20 protein-coding genes and 1 pseudogene are annotated in these 22422 nt (G+C 62.5%); 12 read left to right on the top strand and 9 right to left on the bottom strand.

All coding sequences use genetic code 11. The features are described 5' to 3' along the window. The first annotated feature begins 52 nt into the window (after positions 1 to 52). Positions 53 to 1651 (top strand): FMN-binding glutamate synthase family protein, encoded by a 1599-nt coding sequence (locus tag ACN9M1_RS12865; RefSeq protein ID WP_426394912.1) that lies wholly within the window; start codon positions 53 to 55, stop codon positions 1649 to 1651. 10 nt (positions 1652 to 1661) lie between these two features. Here the strand turns inward: ACN9M1_RS12865 and ACN9M1_RS12860 are convergent, their stop codons facing one another. Further along, positions 1662 to 2270: a glutathione S-transferase gene (locus tag ACN9M1_RS12860; protein WP_426394910.1), complete on the bottom strand. Its 609-nt coding sequence runs from the start codon at positions 2268 to 2270 to the stop codon at positions 1662 to 1664. 251 nt (positions 2271 to 2521) lie between these two features. Between ACN9M1_RS12860 and purB the strand changes: the two genes are divergently transcribed. The 4 genes from purB to ACN9M1_RS12840 all read left to right on the top strand — a co-directional run bounded on the left by purB (position 2522) and on the right by ACN9M1_RS12840 (position 6083). After that, the gene (purB, locus tag ACN9M1_RS12855; RefSeq protein WP_426394908.1) at positions 2522 to 3901 is read left to right on the top strand and encodes an adenylosuccinate lyase; all 1380 of its coding nucleotides are present in this window, start codon (positions 2522 to 2524) and stop codon (positions 3899 to 3901) included. A gap of 253 nt (positions 3902 to 4154) precedes the next feature. Further along, entirely contained in the window at positions 4155 to 4736 is a 582-nt protein-coding gene (locus ACN9M1_RS12850) for a cytochrome b (protein WP_426394906.1), read from the top strand. Positions 4737 to 4857: 121 nt separating this feature from the next. After that, the gene (locus ACN9M1_RS12845) at positions 4858 to 5436 is read left to right on the top strand and encodes a YceI family protein (RefSeq protein WP_426394904.1); all 579 of its coding nucleotides are present in this window, start codon (positions 4858 to 4860) and stop codon (positions 5434 to 5436) included. A 50-nt stretch (positions 5437 to 5486) separates the two neighbouring features. Then, on the top strand, positions 5487 to 6083 hold the full coding sequence (locus ACN9M1_RS12840; RefSeq protein ID WP_426394902.1) for a YceI family protein: 597 nt from the start codon (positions 5487 to 5489) through the stop codon (positions 6081 to 6083). A 75-nt stretch (positions 6084 to 6158) separates the two neighbouring features. Here ACN9M1_RS12840 and secF read toward each other — a convergent pair whose 3' ends face one another. The 5 genes from secF to queA form a co-directional block, all read right to left on the bottom strand. Further along, positions 6159 to 7130 (bottom strand): protein translocase subunit SecF, encoded by a 972-nt coding sequence (gene secF, locus ACN9M1_RS12835; RefSeq protein ID WP_426394901.1) that lies wholly within the window; start codon positions 7128 to 7130, stop codon positions 6159 to 6161. Between the two features lie 80 nt (positions 7131 to 7210). Next, positions 7211 to 9103: a protein translocase subunit SecD gene (gene secD / locus ACN9M1_RS12830; protein ID WP_426394899.1), complete on the bottom strand. Its 1893-nt coding sequence runs from the start codon at positions 9101 to 9103 to the stop codon at positions 7211 to 7213. Positions 9104 to 9214: 111 nt separating this feature from the next. After that, entirely contained in the window at positions 9215 to 9544 is a 330-nt protein-coding gene (gene yajC / locus ACN9M1_RS12825; protein WP_426394897.1) for a preprotein translocase subunit YajC, read from the bottom strand. A 105-nt stretch (positions 9545 to 9649) separates the two neighbouring features. Continuing rightward, the gene (gene tgt, locus ACN9M1_RS12820) at positions 9650 to 10801 is read right to left on the bottom strand and encodes a tRNA guanosine(34) transglycosylase Tgt (protein ID WP_426394895.1); all 1152 of its coding nucleotides are present in this window, start codon (positions 10799 to 10801) and stop codon (positions 9650 to 9652) included. Positions 10802 to 10803: 2 nt separating this feature from the next. Further along, entirely contained in the window at positions 10804 to 11856 is a 1053-nt protein-coding gene (gene queA, locus ACN9M1_RS12815) for a tRNA preQ1(34) S-adenosylmethionine ribosyltransferase-isomerase QueA (RefSeq protein WP_426394893.1), read from the bottom strand. A gap of 91 nt (positions 11857 to 11947) precedes the next feature. On the opposite strand from queA, the gene recG reads away from it, so the two are divergent. Together recG and ACN9M1_RS12805 are read left to right on the top strand one after the other, a co-directional pair. Beyond that, entirely contained in the window at positions 11948 to 14125 is a 2178-nt protein-coding gene (gene recG / locus ACN9M1_RS12810) for an ATP-dependent DNA helicase RecG (RefSeq protein WP_426394892.1), read from the top strand. Between the two features lie 47 nt (positions 14126 to 14172). Then, positions 14173 to 14508: pseudogene (locus tag ACN9M1_RS12805) on the top strand (SDR family NAD(P)-dependent oxidoreductase); the annotation flags it as partial. 412 nt (positions 14509 to 14920) lie between these two features. Here the strand turns inward: ACN9M1_RS12805 and ACN9M1_RS12800 are convergent. The 3 genes from ACN9M1_RS12800 to ACN9M1_RS12790 all read right to left on the bottom strand — a co-directional run bounded on the left by ACN9M1_RS12800 (position 14921) and on the right by ACN9M1_RS12790 (position 17027). Further along, a complete protein-coding gene (locus ACN9M1_RS12800) occupies positions 14921 to 15583 on the bottom strand; it encodes a response regulator (RefSeq protein ID WP_426394890.1) in 663 nt (220 codons plus the stop codon). A gap of 347 nt (positions 15584 to 15930) precedes the next feature. Beyond that, positions 15931 to 16122 carry a hypothetical protein gene (locus tag ACN9M1_RS12795; RefSeq protein ID WP_426394888.1) on the bottom strand — a complete coding sequence of 64 codons (192 nt, stop codon included), beginning with the start codon at positions 16120 to 16122 and terminating at the stop codon, positions 15931 to 15933. 221 nt (positions 16123 to 16343) lie between these two features. Then, positions 16344 to 17027: a response regulator gene (locus ACN9M1_RS12790; protein WP_426394886.1), complete on the bottom strand. Its 684-nt coding sequence runs from the start codon at positions 17025 to 17027 to the stop codon at positions 16344 to 16346. A 289-nt stretch (positions 17028 to 17316) separates the two neighbouring features. On the opposite strand from ACN9M1_RS12790, the gene ACN9M1_RS12785 reads away from it, so the two are divergent. The 5 genes from ACN9M1_RS12785 to ACN9M1_RS12765 all read left to right on the top strand — a co-directional run bounded on the left by ACN9M1_RS12785 (position 17317) and on the right by ACN9M1_RS12765 (position 22174). Then, positions 17317 to 18045: a hypothetical protein gene (locus tag ACN9M1_RS12785; protein ID WP_426394884.1), complete on the top strand. Its 729-nt coding sequence runs from the start codon at positions 17317 to 17319 to the stop codon at positions 18043 to 18045. Between the two features lie 67 nt (positions 18046 to 18112). Then, complete coding sequence (gene istA, locus ACN9M1_RS12780) at positions 18113 to 19639, top strand: IS21 family transposase (RefSeq protein WP_012760797.1); 1527 nt, start codon at positions 18113 to 18115, stop codon at positions 19637 to 19639. Next, a complete protein-coding gene (istB, locus tag ACN9M1_RS12775) occupies positions 19629 to 20414 on the top strand; it encodes an IS21-like element helper ATPase IstB (RefSeq protein ID WP_426394882.1) in 786 nt (261 codons plus the stop codon). The genes istA and istB overlap by 11 nt, the downstream gene beginning before the upstream one ends. A 351-nt stretch (positions 20415 to 20765) precedes the next feature. Next, positions 20766 to 21290, top strand: coding sequence for a fimbrial protein (locus ACN9M1_RS12770; protein WP_426394880.1), 525 nt, complete (start codon positions 20766 to 20768; stop codon positions 21288 to 21290). A 134-nt stretch (positions 21291 to 21424) separates the two neighbouring features. Further along, on the top strand, positions 21425 to 22174 hold the full coding sequence (locus ACN9M1_RS12765) for a fimbrial biogenesis chaperone (protein WP_426394879.1): 750 nt from the start codon (positions 21425 to 21427) through the stop codon (positions 22172 to 22174). Positions 22175 to 22422: the final 248 nt, after the last annotated feature.

Below are 22422 nucleotides of genomic sequence, written 5' to 3'. Positions count from 1 at the left end.
TGGCGGCGGTCGTTTAAGCTTGCGCCCTGTTTTGTCTTCCACAGGGTTTGTCATGCTGCCACGTCGCTACTGGGCCTTTGCGGGCGTTGTGCTGTTGTTTGCCGTCACCGCTGGGTTTGCAGCGGTGGGGCGCCTGCACTGGGTCTGTGCGGTCATTCCGGGCCTGTTCGTGATCCTGGGCGTGCACGACATCACGCAGACGCGCCATTCGGTGCTGCGTAACTATCCGCTCTGGGGGCACTTCCGCTTCCTGTTCGAATTCATCCGCCCGGAAATCCGCCAGTACTTCGTCGAGGACGACACCGACGAGCGCCCTTACTCGCGCGCCCAGCGCAGCATCGTCTACCAGCGCGCCAAGGGCGAAGTCGATAGCCGCCCATTCGGCACCGAAGTCGACGTGAAGGTGGCGGGCCACGAGTGGATCGGCCACTCGCTCGCGCCATCGCGTATTGCCTCGTCGGACTTCCGCGTGACGGTGGGCGAGGGCCGCGCTCAGCCGTATTCGATGTCGGTGTTCAACATCTCGGCGATGAGCTTTGGGGCGCTGTCGGGCAACGCCATTCGCGCGCTCAACCGCGGCGCGAAGCTCGGCAACTTCATCCATGACACGGGCGAGGGTTCGATCTCGCCGTACCACCGCGAAGAGGGCGGCGACCTGATCTGGGAAGTCGCCTCAGGTTATTTCGGCTGCCGCGATGCCAATGGCCGCTTTGACCCGGACAAATTTGCCGAGCAGGCGCGCAACCCGCAGGTGAAGATGATCGAGGTGAAGCTGTCGCAGGGCGCCAAGCCGGGGCACGGTGGGGTCTTGCCGGCCGCGAAGGTGACGCCCGAGATTGCTGCCACGCGCGGCATTCCGATCGGGCAGGACTGCATCTCGCCGGCCGCGCATTCGGAATTCAATTCCCCGCTGGGGTTGCTGCAGTTTGTGGACCGCTTGCGCACGTTGTCTGGCGGCAAGCCCACTGGTTTCAAGCTGTGCATCGGCCACCCGTGGGAGTTCTTCGGCATCGTCAAGGCGATGCTCGAGTCGGGCATCCTGCCGGACTTCATCGTCGTGGATGGGGCGGAAGGCGGCACGGGCGCGGCGCCGCTGGAGTTTACCGACCACGTCGGCACGCCGCTGCAGGAAGGGCTGCTGCTGGTGCACAACACGCTGGTCGGTACCAACCTGCGCGACAAGATCAAGATCGGTGCGTCGGGCAAGATCGTCACGGCGTTTGACGTGGCCCGCACGCTGGCGATGGGCGCCGACTGGTGCAACGCCGCACGCGGCTTCATGTTTGCGCTGGGCTGCATCCAGGCCCAGAAGTGCCATACCGACCGCTGCCCGACCGGCGTGGCCACGCAAGACCCGTCTCGCCAGAAGGCGCTGGTGGTGCCCGACAAGGCTGAGCGCGTGCACCAGTATCACAAGCACACGCTGCATGCGCTGCTGGAGTTGACGCAGGCGGCCGGCCTGCAGCATCCGGCGGATTTCCGCGCGCACCACATCGTGCGGCGCGTGTCGGGTAACGAGGTGCAGTTGCTTTCCGCGTTGCTGAAGTACCTGGAGCCCGGCGATCTGCTGGCCGGGCGCTATCGTTATCAGCTGTACGAGCGGTATTGGCCGATGGCCCAGGCCGACCGGTTTGAGCCGGTGGCCGTCTAGCGGAAGGGGATTACTGCGGCTGGGTTTCGATGAAGCTCGGCCGCTTTTCCATGCGCGCGTAGAACGTCGCCAGGTTGGCGTGACGTTCGCGCCAGTCGATCTGCGGCTGGCGGAAATCCAGATAGGCAAGTGCACAACCGACAGCGATGTCGGCCAGTGTCAGGTGGTTGCCGTTGCACCACATCTTGTCGGCCAGGCCCTGCGACATGGCTTTCAGCGCGTTGTGGATCTTGTGGTTCTGGCGCGCGAGCCAAGTTTCGCTGCGCTGCTCGGGCGTGCGCTGCGTGTGTTCAATGCGCAGCATGAGCGCGGCGTCGAGCAGGCCGTCGGCCAGCGCTTCCCAGCAGCGCACTTCCACACGCTCGCGGCCCGAGGGCGGAATTAGCCGCGCCACGGGCGACAGCGTGTCGGCATACTCGGCAATCACGCGCGAGTCGAACAGGGCGCCACCATCGTCCATCACCAAGCAGGGCACTTTGCCCAGCGGGTTGAACTGGTGGATCTGCGTGTCGGCGCTCCAGACGTCTTCCAGCACGAACTGGTAGTCGATTTTCTTTTCGGCCAGGACCACGCGCACCTTGCGGGTGTACGGGCTGGCGTGCGATCCGATCAGTTTCATAGGCATGTCATGTTGGAGGCCGAAGTATAGCTGCGCGCTCTTTCGCGTGCGCTGGGCGGCGCTTCCACCAAACGGAGGCTTGCCTTCCATGGTTAATCTGGCCAGATTGGCCATGGAAAGCAGGTGCCGGATGGTAAAATCGCGCGTTTACCGGGTGCGTGCCGGGTGCGCATGTGCACCTTGGTTCAACGCTCGATGCAGCGTCCGGGTTGTCCGGATTGAGTTTCCCTTCACATTTTTTCCCGCCTGCCATGTCGTCGCTTTCTGCCCTGACCGCCCTGTCTCCCATCGATGGCCGCTACGCTGCCAAGGCCGATCCGCTGCGTGAGTGGCTGTCCGAAGCCGCTTTCATGCGCAATCGCGTGAAGGTGGAGGTGCACTGGCTGATCGCCCTGTCGCAGGCCGGCCTGGCGGAAATCCCGCGTTTCTCGGCGGCTGCCGAAGGCGCGCTGCTGGCCCTGGTCGAGAACTTTGCCGAGGCAGACGCTGCCCGTATCAAGGAAATCGAAGCCGTCACCAACCACGACGTGAAGGCCGTCGAGTACTGGATGAAGGAGCGCGTGAAGGGCAACGCCGAGCTGGAAGCCGCCAGCGAGTTCATCCACTTCGCCTGCACCTCGGAAGACATCAACAACACCTCGCACGGCATGATGCTCAAGGGCGCGCGCGACACGGTCATCGTGCCGACGCTGCGTCGTGTGCAGGCCCGCCTGGTGGAACTGGCCCACGCCAACGCCGATGTGCCGATGCTCTCGCGCACGCATGGCCAGCCGGCTTCCCCCACCACGCTGGGCAAGGAAATGGCCAACGTGGCAGCCCGCTTGGACCGCGCCATCCGCCGCATCGAAGCGGTCGAGCTGCTGGGCAAGATGAACGGCGCGGTGGGCAACTACAACGCGCATCTGTCGGCGTATCCGTCGCTGGACTGGGAAGCCTTCTCGAAGAATGTGATCGAAAGCCGCCTCGGCCTGACGTTCAACCCGTACACCATCCAGATCGAGCCGCACGACTACATGGCCGAGCTGTTCGATGCCGTGGCGCGCGCCAACACGATCATCCTGGACTTGGACCGCGACGTCTGGGGTTACATCTCGCAGGGCTACTTCAAGCAGAAGACCAAGGCCGGCGAGATCGGCTCGTCGACCATGCCGCACAAGGTCAACCCGATCGACTTCGAAAACTCCGAGGGCAACGTCGGCCTGGCCAACGCGGTGCTGCGCCACCTGTCGGAAAAGCTGCCGGTCTCGCGCTGGCAGCGTGACCTGACGGATTCGACCGTGCTGCGCAACATCGGCGTGGCGTTCGGCTACAGCCTGCTGGCGTACGATGCCTGCCTGCGCGGCCTGGGCAAGCTGGAAACCAACCCGTCGCGTCTGGCGGAAGACCTGGACGCCTGCTGGGAAGTCCTGGCCGAGCCGGTGCAGACCGTCATGCGCCGCTACGGTATTGCCAACCCGTACGAGCAGTTGAAGGAACTGACGCGCGGCAAGGGCATCTCGCGCGAGGCGCTGCGTGACTTCATCGGCACCCTGGCGATTCCCGAAGACGCCCGCAAGTTGCTGCTGGACATGACCCCCGGCAGCTATATCGGCAAGGCAGACGAACTGGCGCGCCGGATCACCGCCCAGTAATCGTTTCGAAAATTTGGTGGCTGCACCAAAAAACGGCCCCCTCCGTAGCGCTACGGAGGGGGCTGTTTTGCTATGTGCGCTCGGTAGAATGAGCCGCCTTGTTATGTCAGCGGCTTCGCCAAGTTCATCAAGAAATTTGAATTTCTCGATGAACTTGGGGCGGTCCTGCGCGATCTGATCAGGCAAATAATGCACAATCGTTTGGCGCTGCAGTCCTCACCGACAACGCGCGCCTTCTTCACCGAGGAAACCGATGTCCCACGCTGCTCAATCGAATTTCGCCGTGCGCCGCGCCGCTGATGACGGCGCCTATGGCAAGCCTGCCATCGCGTTGCACTGGATCATTGCGCTGCTGATCTTCGCAGCGTTCGGGCTGGGTCTGTACATGACCGACATTCCGGGCTTTACGCCCACCAAGCTGAAGCTGTACTCGTATCACAAGTGGATCGGCATCACGGTGCTGATCTTCGCGGTGCTGCGCGTCCTGTGGCGCCTGACGCATCCGGCGCCGGGTCCGGTGGCGGGCATGCCGAAGTGGCAGCACAAAGCGGCCGAAGGCGCGCATCTGGCGCTGTATCTGCTGATCCTGGCGGTGCCGCTCACGGGGTACCTGCTGAGCGTGGCGGCCGGTATCAAGGTCGTCTACCTTGGCGTGTGGGAGCTGCCCATGCCGTTCGACAAGAGCGACGCGCTCAAGGACATCTTTGCGATGGCGCACGAATGGTTGAACTGGACCATGGCGACCATCGTCGTGCTGCACATCCTGGCCGCGCTCAAACACCACATCATCGATCGTGACGGCACGCTGCGTCGCATGCTGCCTTTCTTGCGCTGAATTCCTTCGGTGATTCGCGCTCCCCTGATTTTCAAATGCACCGGTGTGTGCCGGTGCACCTTGCTTCTCCATCCTGACCAAGACTGCCGGCACCGCCCGGCCTGAACGAAGGAGTCTGACGATGAAACGTTTCGTGCGCCCCCGCGCGATTGCCCTGGTTGCCGCTGGCGCGCTGTCGATTGCGGCGCTGTCGGCGTCGGTTTCCGCTTTTGCCCAGGTGGATGCTGCCAAGAGCAGCGTCACGGCCACCGGCAAGCAGCTCGGCGTGCCGATGGACATCAAGTTCGGCAAGTTCGACGCCACCGTGAACTACAACCCGGCCAACGTGGCGGCGTCCACGGCCAAGGTGGACATCGACATCAACAGCGTCGATGTGGGCGACAAGGCCTACAACGACGAACTGAAGAAGAAAGACTGGTTTGACGCCGCCAAGTACCCCAAGGCAACGTTCGTATCGTCGGCATTCAAGCCGGGCGCCAATGGCAAGGTGGACGTGGTCGGCAAGCTGACCATCAAGGGCGTGACGCAAGACATCACCGCGCCGGTCACCTTCAAGCAGGACGGTGCCAATCAGGTGTTTGAAGGCGCGCTGCCCATCAAGCGCAATGCATTCAAGGTCGGCGACGGCGAGTGGAAGGACACCTCCGTTGTTGCCGATGACGTGACGATCAAGTTCCGCGTCGTCATTGCCAAGAAGTAATCCAAGTTTTTCCTCCCCTTTATTTGCTGCTTTTCTCCGCAGGAGTTCTCATGAAATTGCGTTCCCTCGTTGCCGCCCTGTCTGCTGTTGCCGCCACCGCTGCATTTGCTGCCCCCGCCACGTACCAACTGGACCCGAGCCACACGTACCCGAGCTTTGAAGCCGACCACATGGGTGGTCTGTCGAAATGGCGCGGCAAGTTCGAGAAGTCGAGCGGTACCGTCACGCTGGATCGCGAAGCCAAGAAGGGCACGATTGATGTGACCGTGCAGACCGACAGCGTCGACTTCGGCCATGCCAAGATGAACGAGCACGCCAAGAGCGCCGAGATTTTCGACGTGGCCAAGTACCCGACCGCCACGTTCAAGGGCAACTTCACCAAGTTCAAGGGCGACGTGCCGACCGAAGCCGAAGGCCAACTCACGCTGCATGGCGTGACCAAGCCGGCCAAGCTGGAAATCGACGCATTCAAGTGCATGCCGCATCCGATGATGAAGGTCGAGGTGTGCGGTGCTGACGCTGAGATGAAGTTCAACCGCGCCGATTTCGGCATCGACTTCGGCAAGGCCTACGGCTTCAACATGGAAACCAAGCTGAAGATCCAAGTCGAAGGTCTGAAGCAGGACACCAGCGTCGCCAAGCAATAAGCGCGTACGCAACCAACAAAAAACCCCGCAAAGTTTCGCGGGGTTTTTTGTTGCCTGACGGCCGGAGCAGGGCGCTCAGACCTGCGCGCCGAAGTTCGGATCGTCTTCCTTCGGGCCACCGGCCTTCTTGTCGGACTTGACCAGATCTTCGCGCTTGACGCCCAGCCACATGCACAGCGCGGCTGCCACGAACACCGACGAGTAGATACCGAACAGGATACCGATCGTCAGCGCCAGGGCGAAGTAGTGCAGCGTCGGGCCGCCGAACACCAGCATCGACAGCACCATCATTTCGGTCGAGCCGTGGGTGATGATCGTGCGCGAGATGGTGCTGGTGATTGCGTGGTCGATCACCTCGTGCGTGTTCATCTTGCGGTACTTGCGGAACGCCTCACGGATCCGGTCGAAGATCACGACCGATTCGTTGACCGAGTAGCCGAGCACCGCCAGCACCCCCGCCAGCACCGACAGCGAGAACTCCCACTGGAAGAAGGCGAAGAAGCCCAGGATGATCACCACGTCGTGCAGGTTGGCGATCACGCCCGCCACGGCAAATTTCCACTCGAAGCGGATCGACAGGTAGATCACGATGCCGATCACCACGAACAGCAGCGCGAGCAGGCCGTCGGTGGCGAGCTCCTTGCCGACCTGCGGGCCGACGAACTCAACGCGCTGCAGCTTGGCATCGGGGTTGGCGGCGTTCAGGGCCGTCATCACCTGCTGGCTTTGCACGGCCGAGGCGATGGGCTTGCCGTCCGGGCCGTTCTTGAGCGGCAGGCGGATCATCACGTCGCGCGAGGTGCCGAAGTTCTGCACCTGGGCGTCGGCATAGCCGAGCTTTTCAACGTCGCCGCGGATCTTCGGCAGATCGGCGGGCTGGGTGTAGGCAACTTCCATCACCGTACCGCCGGTGAATTCCACCGACAGGTGCAGCCCCTTGTGGAACAGGAAGAAGACAGCGGCGATAAACGTCAGGAACGACAGCGCGTTGAGGATCAACGCGTGCTTCATGAACGGAATGTCGCGGCGGATGCGGAAAAACTCCATGGTCTGCCCTTTGTGGCGACCGCCCCATCGTGTCGGGGGCGGTGCCGGTTATGCGAGATTCAGTGTTGGGTGGGCCGTGCTTACTTGGCCGGCGTTTGCGGCGTGCCGGTATTGCCCGGCTTCCACACCTGCCCGATGGCAACGCTCTGCAGCTTCTTCTTGCGGCCGTACCAGAGGTTCACGAGGCCACGGTTGAAGAACACCGCCGAGAACATCGAGGTGCCGATCCCCAGGCAGTGCACGATCGCAAAGCCGCGCACTGGGCCCGAGCCGAAGGCGATCAGCGCCAGGCCGGCGATGAGCGTCGTCACGTTCGAGTCCAGGATGGTCGCCCACGCGCGGTCGAAACCGGCGGCGATGGCCATCTGCGGCGACGCGCCGTTACGCAGTTCTTCACGCACGCGCTCGTTGATCAGCACGTTGGCGTCAATCGCCATACCGAGCGCCAGCGCAATAGCAGCGATACCGGGCAGCGTGAGCGTGGCCTGCAGCATGGAGAGCAGGGCGATCAGCAGGAACACGTTGACGCCCAGCGCCGCCACCGAGAACGCACCGAACAGCATGTAGTACAGCACCATGAACACCGAGATGGCCAGGAAGCCGTACAGCGCCGAATCGAAGCCTTTCTTGATGTTGTCGGCACCCAGCGACGGGCCGATGGTGCGCTCTTCGATGATCTCCATCGGCGCCGCCAAGGAGCCTGCGCGCAGCAGCAGCGCCAGGTCCGATGCCGCTTCGGTGGAGCCCATGCCGGTGATCTGGAAGCGCGAGCCCAGTTCAGACTGGATGGTCGCCACCGTCAGCACTTCGCCCTTGCCCTTCTCGAACAGCACGATGCCCATGCGCTTGCCGATGTTGTCGCGCGAGACATCGCGCAGCATGCGGCCGCCCTGGCCGTCGAGCGTGATGTCGACCGACGAGTTGTGGTTCTGGTCGAAGCCCGCCGAGGCGCTGGTGATGCGGTCACCCGTAAAGATCACCTGCTTCTGCAGCAGCACCGGGGCGCTGCGGCCTTGCGTGAAGAGCTCGTCGCCCAACGGCACCGGATCGCCGGCACGCGGCGCGAGCGGTGCGTTCGGGTCAGCCAAGCGGGCTTCCAGCGTGGCAGTGCGGCCGATGATGTCCTTGGCCTTGGCGGTGTCCTGGACGCCGGGCAACTGCACGACGATGCGATCCGGGCCTTGCTGCTGGATCACCGGCTCAGCCACGCCGAGTTCATTCACCCGGTTGTGCAGCGTGACGATGTTCTGCTTGACCGCGTTGTCCTGCACTTCCTTCATCGCAGCGGCGGTGAAGGTGCCGGTGAGCGTGGCGCCGTCGGCCGTTTTGTCGACGGTGTAGGCCAGTTCGCGGGTCGAGTCGGACAGCAGGCTGCGGGCGCGGTCAGCGTCGTCAGCGCTGCTGAACTTGATGGTGATGGTGTTGCCGGCGCGGTCGATGCCGCTGTGGCGGATGTTCTTGTCACGCAGTTGCGTGCGGATGTCGCCGGCCAGCGAGTCGAGCTTCTTCGTCACTGCGCCGTTCATGTCGACCTGCAGCAGGAAGTGCACGCCACCGCGCAAATCCAGGCCCAGGAACATTGGCTTGGCAAAAAGCGGCGCGCCGCTCAGCCAGCGCGGCGAACCCGGCAGCAGGTTCAGCGCAACGATGTAGGTCGGATCGGTCTGGTCGGTGTTCAGGCCGCGGGCCAGGACGTCCTTGGCCTTGAGCTGCGTGTCGGTATCGGCAAAGCGCACGCGCACGCTGGCGGAGGTGCCGTTGTTGTCGAAGAACACGCCATTGGGCTGGATGCTGGCTGCGGCCAGCAGGCTTTCGACCTGCTTCTGGACGTTCAGGTCGACCTTGACGGTGGCCTTGCCCGAGGACACCTGCACGGCAGGCGCCTCACCGAAGAAGTTCGGCAGCGTATAGAGGAACCCGATGGCAAGCGCCACCAGGATCACAAGGTATTTCCAGAGCGGATAGCGATTCATCTTGGAAAGGCAATGAGGCGACGCCGAGGGGCGCGGGCGCGGATTCTTAGAATAGGCGCTGCCTGGGGTTCCGGCGCCAGCGCAATCGTGCGCGGCGCCGGGATGGGCCGATTACAGCGCCTTGAGCGTGCCCTTGGGCAGCACGGTCGAGACGGCGCTCTTCTGGACGGTGATTTCGGTGTTGGCGGAGACTTCCACGGTGACGTACTGCTCGGCCACCTTGGTCACCTTGCCCAGGATGCCGCCTGCGGTGACGACTTCGTCGCCCTTGGCCAGGGCTTCGAGCATCGCCTTGGTTTCTTTCTGGCGCTTCATCTGCGGGCGGATCATGATGAACCACAGCACCACAAACATCAGGATGATGGGCAGGAAGCTCATCAGGCCGCCTGCAGCACCACCTGTCGGTGCGGTTTGCGCGTAAGCGTCGGAAATGAGGAACACGTCAGAACTCCGTAATGGTTCGTCAATCGGTCAAAAATCGGACCGGACATTCTACCATTGCGGTGCCCCGGCAAATGGGCGCGCCGGGCGCCCTGTGGCGCGAGGTTAAAGGGCGCCGCGTGCGCGATCCGCAGCAAAGCGCGCCTGGAATGCCGCAAAGCCGTGCGACTCAATGGCGGCGCGCATTTCGGCCATCAATTCCAGGTAGTAATACAGGTTGTGAATGGTGTTCAGGCGGGCGCCCAGGATCTCGCCCACGCGCTGCAGGTGGTGCAGGTAGGCGCGCGAGAAGTTGCTGCAGGTGTAGCAGCCGCAGGTCTCGTCCAGCGGGCGCGGATCGTTGCGGTGCACGGCGTTCTTGATCTTGATGTCGCCAAAACGGGTGAACAGCCAGCCGTTGCGCGCGTTGCGGGTCGGCATCACGCAGTCGAACATGTCGATGCCGGCGGCGACGCCTGCAACCAGGTCTTCCGGCGTGCCCACGCCCATCAGGTAGTGCGGCTTGTTCGCAGGCAGTCGCGGCGCCACATGCTGCAGCACGCGCATCATGTCTTCCTTCGGCTCGCCGACCGACAGGCCGCCGATGGCGTAGCCGCCAAAGCCTTCGCCACCCGCATCGGCATCAATCGCCTGCAGCCCGGCCAGCGACTCGTCGCGCAGGTTTTCGAACATGCCGCCCTGCACGATGGCGAACAGCGCGTTGGGGTTGTTCTCACGCGCGAACTCGTTGCGCGAGCGTTGCGCCCAGCGCAGGCTCATGCGCATCGAGGCGGCGGCTTCAGCCTCCGTGGCGGGGCGATCGCCGATCTTGTACGGCGTGCACTCGTCGAACTGCATGACGATGTCGGAGTTCAGCCGGCGCTGGATCTGCATGGAGATCTCGGGCGACAGGAACAGCTTGTCGCCGTTGATGGGCGAGGCGAATGTCACGCCTTCTTCGGTGATCTTGCGCAGATCGCCCAGCGAAAACACCTGAAAACCACCGGAATCGGTCAGGATGGGCTTATCCCAGCCGTTGAAGCCGTGCAGGCCCTTGTGCGCATCCATCACATCCAGCCCCGGGCGCAGCCATAGGTGGAAAGTGTTGCCGAGGATGATCTGCGCGCCGATGTCCTTCAGCTCCGCCGGCGACATCGCCTTGACCGCGCCATACGTGCCCACCGGCATGAAGATGGGCGTTTCCACCACGCCGTGGTTCAGGGTCATGCGGCCGCGCCGGGCGAGGCCATCGGTGGTGAGGAGTTCGTACTTGAGCATGATCAGGCGGAAATGGAGTCTGGTTCGGCGCGCGTGAGGAACATGGCGTCGCCGTAACTGAAGAAGCGGTAGCGCTGGGCAATGGCGTGCCGGTAGGCGGCGCGGATGGCCTCCGTGCCCGCAAACGCCGACACCAGCATCAGCAGCGTCGACTTGGGCAGGTGGAAGTTGGTCACCAGCGCGTCGACCAGGCGGAAGCGGTAGCCGGGGGTGATGAAGATGTCGGTGTCGCCGCTGCCGACGTGGATCGTGCCATCGGCTTGCGCCGCCGATTCCAGCGCACGCATCGACGTGGTGCCCACGGCGATGACGCGTCCGCCTGCTGCGCGCGTGGCGCGAATGGCGTCCGCCAGCGCGGGCGTGATTTCGTACCACTCGCTGTGCATGCGGTGCTCGGCGATGTTTTCCACGCGCACCGGCTGGAACGTGCCTGCGCCCACGTGCAGCGTCAGGAAGCCAAGCTGGATGCCCATGGCGTCCAGCTTGGCGAACAGCGCATCGTCGAAATGCAGGCCGGCCGTGGGTGCCGCGACGGCGCCCGGGTTGCGCGCATAGACGGTCTGGTAGCGCGTTTCGTCAAAGCTGTCGGGGTCGTGCTCGATGTACGGCGGCAGGGGCAGGCGGCCGTATTGCTCGATCAGGTCCAGCGCCGGTTGCGGGAAGCGCAGCGTGAAGAACGGCTCGGCGCGCGGGCCGACCGTCACATCAAACGCGTCGGCCAGGCGCAGCGTGGTGCCCTCGACAGGCGACTTGCTGGAGCGGATCTGCGCCAGCACCGTGTGCTCGTCCAGCAGGCGCTCGACCAGCACCTCGACCTTGCCGCCGCTGGCCTTGTGGCCGAAGAAGCGCGCCTTGATGACGCGCGTGTCGTTGAAGACGAGCAGGTCGCCGGGGCGCAGGTAATCCACCAGATCGGCGAACTGGCGGTCGTCAAAATGCACGCCATCGTCCGCGCGGCGGACAGCCAGCAGGCGGCTCGCGGTGCGGTCGGGCAGGGCGGTTTGCGCGATCAGCTCGGGCGGCAGATCGAAATCGAAATCAGACAGCGTCAGCATGAATGGGGCGCGGTTGAAGAATCGCGCCAAGTGAAGAGAGCGGCGCCGGTACAATCGGGCGACTCGCAAAGTTCGCCATTGTAAACGTCCTGTGCCGCCCCGCGCCCGCTCCGCCGCCGATACTGCTTCTCTGCCCGACGCTGATACTGCGCCGGCAGCCCAGCCAAAACGCGCAGCCACAGCGGACAAGCCGGCCAAGACCGCGCGCCCGGCCGACAAACTCGCCAAGCTGGGCCTGCACCGCGATGTCGACCTCGTCCTGCATCTGCCGATGCGCTATGAGGACGAAACCACGCTCCTGACCATTGCCGAAGCTACCGCTCGCGCCAACACCGGCTGGGCGGCGCAGGTGGAAGGCACCGTCACCTGCAACGAAGTGGCGTTTCGGCCGCGCCGGCAGCTAGTCGTGCATATCGCTGACGACTCCGGCGAACTCGTGCTGCGCTTCCTCAATTTCTACGGCAGCCAGGTCAAGCAGATGGCCGAAGGCGTGCGCCTGCGTGTGCGCGGCGAGGTGCGCGGCGGTTTTTTCGGCGCGGAGATGGTCCACCCTACCGTGCGCGCCGTGGCGGAGGACGAACCGCTGCCCGATCGGCTGACGCCGGTGTATTCGACCGTGGCGGGCGTGCCGCAGGCGTATCTGCGCAAGGCGATTCTGAACACGCTCACGCGCACGCCGCTGCCGGAAACGCTGCCGAACAGCCTCATCAACGGGCCGCTGGCGCCGCTCAAGCTGATGGCCCCGGCCGAAGCGGTGCAAGTGCTGCACCAGCCCACGCCTGATGTGGACGAACACAGCCTCGTCGAGCGCACGCACCCCGCGTGGCTGCGCATCAAGTTTGATGAGCTGCTATCGCAACAACTCTCGCTCAAGCGTGCGCAGGCCGCGCGCCGCATGCGCAATGCGCCCGTGCTGCGCGACGGTGGCGAGGACGGCCTGCTCGCGCGCTTCATGGCTGCGCTGCCGTTCAAGCTGACGGGTGCGCAGGCCCGCGTATGGGACGAGATCCGCGCCGATCTCGCGCACCCGTACCCGATGCAGCGGTTGCTGCAGGGCGACGTGGGTAGCGGCAAGACCGTCATCGCCGCACTGGCTGCGTGCCAGGCCATCGACGCTGGCTGGCAGGCCGCGCTGATGGCACCGACGGAACTGCTGGCCGAGCAGCATTACCGCAAGCTATCCGCATGGCTTGGGCCGTTGGGTGTGGATATCGTCTGGCTGGCCGGCAGCCTCAAGCGCAAGCAGAAGGACGAGGCGGCGGCGCGCGTGGCGGCCGGAACGGCGCAGCTCGTGATTGGTACACATGCGCTGATTCAGGATGCGGTCACGTTCGCGCGCCTCGGCCTGGCCGTGGTGGACGAACAGCACCGCTTTGGCGTGGCGCAGCGCCTCGCTCTGCGTGGCAAGGCGAGCAATGGCGATGCACCGGTCACCGCCAACGCGCAGGTGCCGCACCAACTGATGATGTCCGCCACGCCGATCCCGCGCACGCTGGCGATGACGTACTACGCCGATCTCGACGTCTCGGCCATCGACGAATTGCCGCCCGGCCGCACACCCATCGTCACGCGCCTGGTGAACGACGCGCGCCGCGACGAGGTGATTGAGCGCATCTACGCTGCCGCGCGCGAGGGGCGGCAGGTCTACTGGGTTTGCCCGCTCATTGAAGAGAGTGAGGCGCTGCAATTGCAGACCGCCGTGGAAACGTTCGAGACCCTGTCGCAAAGTCTGGAAGGGCTGAAGGTCGGTCTCGTGCACGGCCGCCTGCCTTCCGCCGAGAAGGCCGCCGTGATGAGCGCCTTCGCCGGTGGGGAGTTGCACGTGCTGGTGGCCACTACCGTCATCGAAGTGGGGGTGGACGTGCCCAATGCCTCGCTGATGGTGATCGAACACGCCGAGCGTTTCGGCCTCGCGCAGTTGCATCAGTTGCGCGGGCGGGTGGGGCGCGGCACGGCGGAATCGGTGTGCGTGCTGCTGTATCAGGCGCCGCTGTCGCCCACGGCCAAGCAGCGCCTGCAGACCATGCGCGAGACCACCGATGGCTTCGAGATCGCGCGGCGCGATCTAGAGATTCGCGGCCCGGGTGAATTCCTCGGCGCCCGGCAATCGGGCGAGGCCATGCTGCGCTTTGCTGATCTGAACCACGATGCGTGGCTCGTCGAGTTTGCCCAGGGCGCGGCGGACACCATGCTGGCGCGCTTTCCTGAGGCCGTGGAATCGCACCTCAAGCGCTGGCTTGGCGAGCGGGAGCACTACCTGCGGGTTTGATCGGCGCGCCGCGCTGCACGCCAGCGATAGTGCAGCCTGCTCACCGATTGGCCTCGATGTATTCCTATTTCGGCATCAAGGACCGGCCGGCGTACAGCGCCAGCAAGGGCGGCATTGCGCAGCTCACACGCTCGCTTGCGCAGGCATGGGCAGATCGGGGAATCCGCGTCAACGCGGTCGCGCCCGGCTGGATTGCCACGCCGCTCAGTGGTGGACTGATGGCCGACGCGCAGGCCTCCCAGCGCATCCTGGATCGCACCCCGCTGGCCCGGTGGGGCACAGCCGACGAAGTGGCAAACGTGATCCTGTTTCTATGTTCCGGCGCCGCATCGTTTGTGACAGGGGCGGTGGTACCGGTGGATGGCGGGTATTCGACGGTCTAGTGGCGCCGATCTGATCGCGGAAAAACTGTGGATCGGATCGATGCTCCGCCGGCCCAAGCGGGGAGCGTTCAGCAAGCGGTGTCGTCATAGCGAAGTAAATTAGAAAAAACGACCCGCTAGATTGAATAAATAGCGAAGTAGCTTGTGATGGTCATGGGTCGCCCTTCTTCTCTGCGCTGCGTCGTTGCCAAACCACTTAGGCGCACAGGCAAAAGCGTGGTAGCCCTATATGGTCAACAGGTCGCCTCAATTCAGTAACGACGCCATCAGAGCAGGGGCCTGCGCCTACGGCGTAGCAGCCGCTAGCGATATCGCTTACCACGCCAGTTCAGGCTCAGGACGAAATCGTCAACTCATGTATGGGACTGTGTCGGGAGATGCGGAGACATCTCTACACACGATGGCCCCACGTTCACGGCTGACGCGCATTGCTCGCCAACCCCACTTCATGCACGAAGCTGAACAACTCGGCTTCGCTTTTCGCGCCGAGCTTGCGCATTGCGTTGATCTTTTGCGCGCTGACAGTCTGCTTGGTGCGATGAAGCCGCGTTGCTATCTCATTGATTGACAAGCCGTTCAAGTACAGACGTAGCACTTCGGTTTCGCGCTTGGTCAGGTTGTGAGACGGCGGCGAACTCTTTCGATCGACTGCCGCTGCGCTCAGCGACGTCGCCACGGGCGATGCAGTGAAGTAAGACGCTCCGGAGTGGACGGCGTGAATTGCAGAGATGAGATGCCCAATATCACCGCCTTTGTCGAGAACGGCACTAATGCCCATCCGTTTCATTTCCCCGATCAATATAGCGTTACTGATGACCGTCACTACAATTACCTTCAAGTCGGGGTAACGCCGGCGCAGAAACGACAACATGGCTAGGCCATCACCAAATTCACCGCCGGGCATTGAGTAGTCCGTGACAAGAATGTCGCATGGAGAGTGCGCCAGAATCTCGTTGATTTCTCCGGAGTTTCGGGCCACGCCGATAATGTCCAGCGTATAGATCGGGCTCAGGGTATATTGAAGGCCGGCGATTACTGCAGGGTGATCATCCGCCAGAATCAGTTTGATTTTCATGTTGATGCGACAGCCAAGATCGTTTGGCTGAAATCAGAATTGATAATGAGGACAATGTAGCGGCCGGTGTTCTAAGCCGTAATCTGACTTGTCTTGAGCACCTGAAAATCTCATCTGACTAGTCATATTTTTGGCATCGCCACCAACAGACGGCGTCAGTAGCCCCAGATTGCGGTTGAGCGATCACGTGCCGAACCGGAGCGGAATAGGATGCGTGGCACATCCAATCGCGAGAACGAGGAAGGCGAGACGGGGCGTGCTAGCAGGCGCGTGAGAAAGCCACCAACACGAGGAAAAGAATGGGGGCGAAGGGCGCTACGGAAGGTCGAATCGGTGCGAGAACGAGTTCATTTGACCGGTTGGTCGCCGTGTCCCGCCTGAAGCATGAGTTCCCACTGCGCGACCAGAGATTTGCGACCGGCGGGCGATGCCATCAGGAATTCGTTCATTTGGTTAATGAATCGCCGCTGATTGGGTTCGTTTAAACGTGCGAACTCCATCAGGACGCATTGGGCTACGAGATAATGCTGCTTTGCCATGAGTTCCTCTCCTAGAGCACGCGCATTAGCCGTCACTGTGTGAACTCGTTTCAACAATAGGAATCACGCATTCCGGCTGACGAGTGCCATATCGGTTCAGTTGGATTGACTGAAGGCACTGTAGGTCAATGCAGCGTGCTGTTCTATTTGACGGGTCTCAAATAGCGGGCGCGTAGGGAAAACTCAGGATGATCTTTTTGCAAGACACATCTGTCGCGCGCTTAATGCGTATCGAGTTTTTTGGGTTCAGTTGCGGTCGCGATCCCAATCTCTGCCGCGTACTGGCTCAGGTCAACATCGTTCTTGGCGCCCAGCTTCTTCATCGCGTTGAGCCGTTGCGCACTGACCGTCTGTTTTGTGCGGTTCAGTTGCTTGGCGATCTCGTCGTTCGACATGCCCGTCAGATACAGACGCAGCACCTCAATTTCCTTGACGGTCAACGTTTTGGCCTTTTCGGCAAAGTCAGGCGCGGGCGCGTCGGCGGTTTCCATGTCGGCGCGAAGCTTGGGCGAGAAAACGAAATCGCCGCCGTAGTACGTGCGCCGGATTGCGTCAACGAGGTGCTCCATTGCATCCGCCTTGTTCAACATGCCGTTGATGCCCATGGTCGACAGCTTTTGCGCAATCGCCGCGTTGCTCATGGTTGCGAAGACGAGAATCTTCAACTCCGGATAGGTCCGCCGCACGATCGACAGCATGTTCACACCATCGCCAAACTTGCCGCCAGGCATGGCGTAGTCGGTAACGAGCACATCGCAAGGCGTGCAGGCAAGCTTCTCCATCAACTCAGTTGAGTCATACGCTTCACCAATGACCTGGAGGTCGCTGCTGTAGCTGGCCAGTACCACCTTGAGCCCGGCAAGCAAGGCAGGGTGATCATCGGCAAGGAGGAGGCGGATGGGCATGGTGTTTGAGGTCGTCGTGGGCGGGAATCCATACTTTTTCAAGAATTTACCGTAACCGACGTTGCCCGGGAACCTTCCATAAACGCAATCTCCCGGCGGGTCGGAAAGTCCGTACCAGTGCGACAGACAGGTAATCTTGCGCTACGCGCCCATGTTGGCCAAGGGACCACGGGAGTGATGCGGCGTTCCGGCTCGTTGGAAAATGCACTCTCATCTAGCCCCGGTACGCGTGGACTGCGCGTGTAGACCCTCGGCCCGCCGCTTTCACCTTTGATTGACGATTGACGCCATGCCCCAACCCTTGCAGCGCAACGTACTCGGAAGGTTTCGCCGCTATCAGCGCATGTTGATGTATGGCGGTGCGGCCGTGATCACGGCCGTCGCCTTGGTTGCATTCGCCGCGCAGTCGATGGCTTCGCTGCGAGCGTATGTGGTGGGGGGGTACCGTGATCTCGGGTACGAGATGCAGCGTACGTCCAACTTCAACGCGCAGTCAGCGACGTTCATCCACAGCTACATTCTGAACGCCGAGCTGAATTGGCAGCGCGGTGAAACCGCCGACGCCAAGCTCGTGGCGCAGTTTCATGAGGCCGGCGGGCTGCTGCGCATTCAACCCGAGCCGGGCACGATGTCCGTTCTGTTTATCGGGCGTGATGGCACCAAGATTGACGATGCAGAACTGGGTCGCTACATCCGGCTCGTGCAGCAGGGGGCCTCCGCATTGGCCATTGCCGCGGCGGGCACCCATGGTCAACTGAATGCCTACCTGTTCAGCCCGGATCGCCGGCTACTGGTGTTGCCGATTGGAAGCCCGGAGACTGATGCCAACGTTGCATCGGCGCTCAAGCATCGCGAGGCACTGTTTGATGCACTGACGACCGTGGGTGGGGCACCGTTGATCCCGCCGGACGCACCGTTGCGCGCGCCGGGGCCTATGCAACACCCGTTGTACTGGCTGCTGCCATATGACAGCGCGCTGACTGTTGATTTGCACCGAATCCTGACCCACCCGAGGTAGGTTTTTGCATCGAATGTTGACCCACGTATAGAACACTGTCCCGCTCGGCAACGAGCGGGAGATCGGAGTGATCGACGTGGCCATACTGAGCATCATTCGACGCTGGCATCTTCGCGACCAGATCCCGCTGCGCGAGATCGCCAGACGCCTGGGCATCTCCAGGAACACGGTCAGGCGCTATCTGCGCGCTGACACCACGGCACCGGCCTATCCTGCACGGCAGAGTCCGAGCAAGCTCGACGGCCATGCCGCCAAGCTCTCCGCTTGGCTCAAGACCGAGGCCAACAAGCCACGCAAGCAACGGCGCACACTCAAGCAGATCCACACTGATCTGTGTGCCTTGGGCTTCACCGGCTCCTACGATCGCGTTGCCGCATTCGCTCGCCGCTGGCGCCAGGAGCAACAGGAGCAAGCCCGCACGTCGGGGCGAGGCACCTTTATCCCACTGCGCTTCGCAGAGGGTGAGGCCTTCCAGTTCGACTGGAGCGAGGACTGGGCGGTCATCGCCGGCGAGCGCACCAAGCTGCAAGTGGCTCAGTTCAAGCTCAGCCACAGCCGCGCATTCTTCCTGCGCGCGTATCTGCTGCAGACCCACGAGATGCTGTTCGATGCCCATCACCACGCCTTTGTGGCCTGGGGCGGTATCCCGCGTCGCGGCATCTACGACAACATGAAGACCGCCGTGGATCGCGTGCGCCTGGGCAAGTTGCGTGACGTCAACTTGCGCTTCAGCACCATGGTCAGCCACTACCTGTTCGACGCCGAGTTCTGTAACCCGGCCTCGGGCTGGGAGAAGGGGCAGATAGAGAAGAACGTGCAGGACAGCCGTCACCGCATCTGGCAACGCATCCCTGCATTCGGCTCTCTGGCGGCACTTAATGACTGGCTGGCCGACCAGTGCGTACGGCTGTGGCAGCAGACCCGCCATCCTGAGCTGGACATGACCCTCTGGGAGGCCTGGTCGCTGGAGCGGCCACACCTGATGCCCGTGGGGCAGCCGTTCGATGGCTTTGTGGAGCACACCAAGCGCGTCTCACCAACCTGCCTGGTGACCTTCGAGCGCAACCGCTACAGCGTACCGGCGTCGTTTGCCAACCGGCCCATCAGTCTGCGCGTCTATGCCAATCGGCTCGTGTTCGTGGCCGAAGGCCAGGTGATTGCCGAGCACGTGCGGCACATCGACCGTAGCCATCTTCCGGGGCGCACAATCTATGACTGGCACCACTACCTCGCGGTGCTGCAGCGTAAGCCCGGTGCGCTGCGTAACGGCGCACCGTTCGCCGAACTGCCAGAGGGCTTCCGACGCCTGCAATCCACACTGCTCAAACGCCCTGGTGGCGATCGCGAGATGGTCGAGATCCTGGCGCTGGTGCTGTTGCACGACGAACAGGCCGTACTCACTGCGGTGGAGCTCGCACTGGAGGCGGGTGCCCCGTCCAAGCAAACCATCCTGAACATCCTCAGCCGCCTCCTGGAAGGCGAGCCCGTGGCACCGATCACCTCACCACAGGCACTGGCGCTGCACGTCGAACCGCAGGCCAACGTCGGCCGCTACGACAGCTTGCGAGATCGGGAGGTGCATCATGCAGCATGAAGTCATGTTGGAGATGCTCAAGTCGTTGAAGCTGCACGGCATGGCACAAGCGCTGGGCGACCTGGCGGCGCAGGACTCGCCGGCCTACCAGTCGGCCGTGGCCATCCTGTCGCGTCTGCTCAAGGCCGAGCTCACCGAGCGCGAGGTGCGCTCGCTGGCCTATCAGATGAAGGTGGCGCGCTTCCCAGCCTACCGAGACCTGACCGGCTTCGACTTCAGTTGCAGCGGGGCCAACGAAGCACTGGTGCGGCAGCTTCACCGCTGCGAGTTCCTCGAGTCGGCGCACAACATCGTGCTGGTCGGCGGCCCAGGTACGGGCAAGACCCATCTCGGCACCGCCATCGGCGTGCAGGCCGTGGAGCACCATCACCGTCGAGTGCGCTTCTTCTCGACCGTGGAGCTCGTCAACGCGTTGGAACTGGAGAAGGTCTCAGGCAAGCCGGGACACCTGGCCACGCGACTCATGTATGCCGACCTGGTGATCCTCGATGAGCTGGGCTATCTGCCGTTCAGCCAGACCGGCGGCGCATTGCTGTTCCACCTGATCAGCAAGCTCTACGAGCGCACCAGCCTCGTCATCACCACCAACCTGAGCTTCGGCGAATGGTCCAGCGTCTTCGGGGACGCCAAGATGACCACCGCGCTATTGGATCGCCTCACGCACCACTGCCACATTGTTGAAACCGGCAACGATAGCTATCGTTTCAAGCACAGCACCACCCAGCCCAAGAAGGAGAAACGCACCGCCAAACAACCCGCACAAAGCGACACCTAACAGCCTTTGGGGTGGGTCAGTTTTCGATGCAAATCCTGGGTCAGGATTCGGTGCAAATCAACACCCCGACCTAGCTGTCGGGACAGCACGGCCTCGAATCCCGCGCTGGGGGAGCATTTCCCCGAGGTTTGTCGCATCGCCAACCCCTCGCGCTCTGCACACATTGAAGGTGGATCACCCACTGCGCTCCTGTGCAAAAGCGCCATTTTCTGACCCGTCAAATATCGCCATTGGCCTCGCATTCATAGACTGCATGTGTCGGGAACAGATGCGAATACGAATGCGAATGCACTGCCCGGTGACGTGTCACTTCGACCCGTTCTTCATCAACCAACGGTAAGGACTCATATCATGAAAAAAACGATCTTCGCTCTCGCCGCAATCGGTGTTGGTGCCCTGGGCCAAGCAGCCTACGCTGCCGACGGCACGATCAACATCACCGGCAACATTGTTGGCACCACTTGCACCATCAACGGTGGCAAGACCAACGTTGACGTCGCACTGCCGCCGGTGTCGACCACCGCACTGGCTGCTGCCGGTCAAACTGCGGGTTCCACGCCGTTCCGCATCGCCCTGACCAACTGCTCCGCTGACCAGAAGGTGTCGACTCACTTCGAGGCAGGCCCGACCGTGAACCAAGAGACCGGCCGTCTGATTGTTGACGCTGGCGGCGCAAAGAACGTGGAAATCGGCCTGCTGAACGACGCGCACCAACCGATCGTGGCAGGTGCCGCACACGCTTCGCAAAACTCGCAAGAAGTCGACATCGTGGGTGGCGTCGCCAACCTCGACTACTTCGCACGCTACGAAGCCACGGGCGTTGCAGGCGCCGGTGCAGCGAACTCGCGCGTTCAGTACACGCTGGTGTACCAATAAATACGCATCGGGCCAGTGATCGCCTTCAATGGGTAGTTGCTGGCTGTGCGTAGCTTCTCAAGCCGTTTCGTCGGTGCGAGAGACGGCTTCTGAAGATACGCATCCAACAAAAATACTCTTCACGGAGGTCTCACATGAAACCACTGGTTCGCAAAATGATGGCGCTGGCCGTGCTGACCGCAGGCGTCTTTGCTGCACACGCACAGGCAAGCGTGGTAATTGCCGGCACCCGGGTCATCTTTCCCGCTCAAGAGCGCGAAGTGACGGTTCGCTTGACCAACGATGGGAAAACGCCCGCCCTGGTACAGACCTGGGTGGATAACGGCGAGGCAAACGAGACGCCGGAGAAGATCAGCACACCGTTCCTGCTGTCGCCGCCGCTCTTCCGCCTGGACCCGAGCAAGGGGCAGACGCTGCGCCTGGTCTACACCAAGGAGCCGCTGGCGCAGGACAAGGAAAGCTTGTTCTGGCTCAACGTTCTGGAGGTGCCGCCCAAGGGTGCAGCCGAGGACGATGCCAACAAGCTGCAGATCGCTTTCCGCACACGCATCAAGGTGATCTTCCGCCCGCAGGGCCTGACGGGCAGCGCGGATGAGGCCCCGGAAAAGGTGCGCTGGGAAATCGTGCGCGATGGAAATGAGTATGTGTTGAAAGGGACCAACTCCACGCCGTACATCGTGAATCTCGGCACGCTGTCACTCAAGTCTGGCGGCAAAACGTACGACGCTGGCGCTGGCCATATCAAGCCCGGAGAGACCGCGTCATTTGCTGTGAAGGAACTGCATTCCGCCCCGGCCACGGGTTCGGAGGTGGAATACCACAGCATTAACGACTGGGGCGGCAGCGTAGCCGGCAAGCAACCAGTCGCTGCGCAAGATCATTGAGCTGCGTGTTCAACGAATCCGGGTTCCCTTAGTTTTCAGTCAACGCCTGCCTTCAACGGCAGCCGGTTTGAAAAGCAAATGTGGCAACGGTGCCATCCGCTGCAGATGTCGTAGCGGTTGATTTTCCGAATGCATCAACGGTTGATACAGGGCATCAGCGTTCTGCGCCAACCATCCTGATGACGTGATCTGCCTTACCGAAAGCACCCCAGCTTTCGGGTAGGCGAGATCCGCCTCGATTCTCCAAT

This window comes from Ralstonia sp. R-29 (assembly GCF_049913345.1).
GTDB lineage: Bacteria > Pseudomonadota > Gammaproteobacteria > Burkholderiales > Burkholderiaceae > Ralstonia.
This window is presented reverse-complemented; position numbering and strand designations above follow the sequence as displayed.

Excerpts from the sequence above, each read along its gene's own strand:
- ACN9M1_RS12840 (WP_426394902.1), top strand. The coding sequence starts at position 5,487 with ATGAAATTGCGTTCCCTCGTTGCCGCCCTGTCTGCTGTTGCCGCCACC.
- istB (WP_426394882.1), top strand. The coding sequence starts at position 19,629 with ATGCAGCATGAAGTCATGTTGGAGATGCTCAAGTCGTTGAAGCTGCAC.
- ACN9M1_RS12865 (WP_426394912.1), top strand. The coding sequence starts at position 53 with ATGCTGCCACGTCGCTACTGGGCCTTTGCGGGCGTTGTGCTGTTGTTT.
- ACN9M1_RS12850 (WP_426394906.1), top strand. The coding sequence starts at position 4,155 with ATGTCCCACGCTGCTCAATCGAATTTCGCCGTGCGCCGCGCCGCTGAT.
- tgt (WP_426394895.1), bottom strand. The coding sequence starts at position 10,801 with ATGCTCAAGTACGAACTCCTCACCACCGATGGCCTCGCCCGGCGCGGC.
- secD (WP_426394899.1), bottom strand. The coding sequence starts at position 9,103 with ATGAATCGCTATCCGCTCTGGAAATACCTTGTGATCCTGGTGGCGCTT.
- queA (WP_426394893.1), bottom strand. The coding sequence starts at position 11,856 with ATGCTGACGCTGTCTGATTTCGATTTCGATCTGCCGCCCGAGCTGATC.
- ACN9M1_RS12845 (WP_426394904.1), top strand. The coding sequence starts at position 4,858 with ATGAAACGTTTCGTGCGCCCCCGCGCGATTGCCCTGGTTGCCGCTGGC.
- secF (WP_426394901.1), bottom strand. The coding sequence starts at position 7,130 with ATGGAGTTTTTCCGCATCCGCCGCGACATTCCGTTCATGAAGCACGCG.
- purB (WP_426394908.1), top strand. The coding sequence starts at position 2,522 with ATGTCGTCGCTTTCTGCCCTGACCGCCCTGTCTCCCATCGATGGCCGC.
- ACN9M1_RS12860 (WP_426394910.1), bottom strand. The coding sequence starts at position 2,270 with ATGAAACTGATCGGATCGCACGCCAGCCCGTACACCCGCAAGGTGCGC.
- ACN9M1_RS12765 (WP_426394879.1), top strand. The coding sequence starts at position 21,425 with ATGAAACCACTGGTTCGCAAAATGATGGCGCTGGCCGTGCTGACCGCA.
- ACN9M1_RS12800 (WP_426394890.1), bottom strand. The coding sequence starts at position 15,583 with ATGAAAATCAAACTGATTCTGGCGGATGATCACCCTGCAGTAATCGCC.
- ACN9M1_RS12770 (WP_426394880.1), top strand. The coding sequence starts at position 20,766 with ATGAAAAAAACGATCTTCGCTCTCGCCGCAATCGGTGTTGGTGCCCTG.
- ACN9M1_RS12790 (WP_426394886.1), bottom strand. The coding sequence starts at position 17,027 with ATGCCCATCCGCCTCCTCCTTGCCGATGATCACCCTGCCTTGCTTGCC.
- ACN9M1_RS12795 (WP_426394888.1), bottom strand. The coding sequence starts at position 16,122 with ATGGCAAAGCAGCATTATCTCGTAGCCCAATGCGTCCTGATGGAGTTC.
- ACN9M1_RS12785 (WP_426394884.1), top strand. The coding sequence starts at position 17,317 with ATGCCCCAACCCTTGCAGCGCAACGTACTCGGAAGGTTTCGCCGCTAT.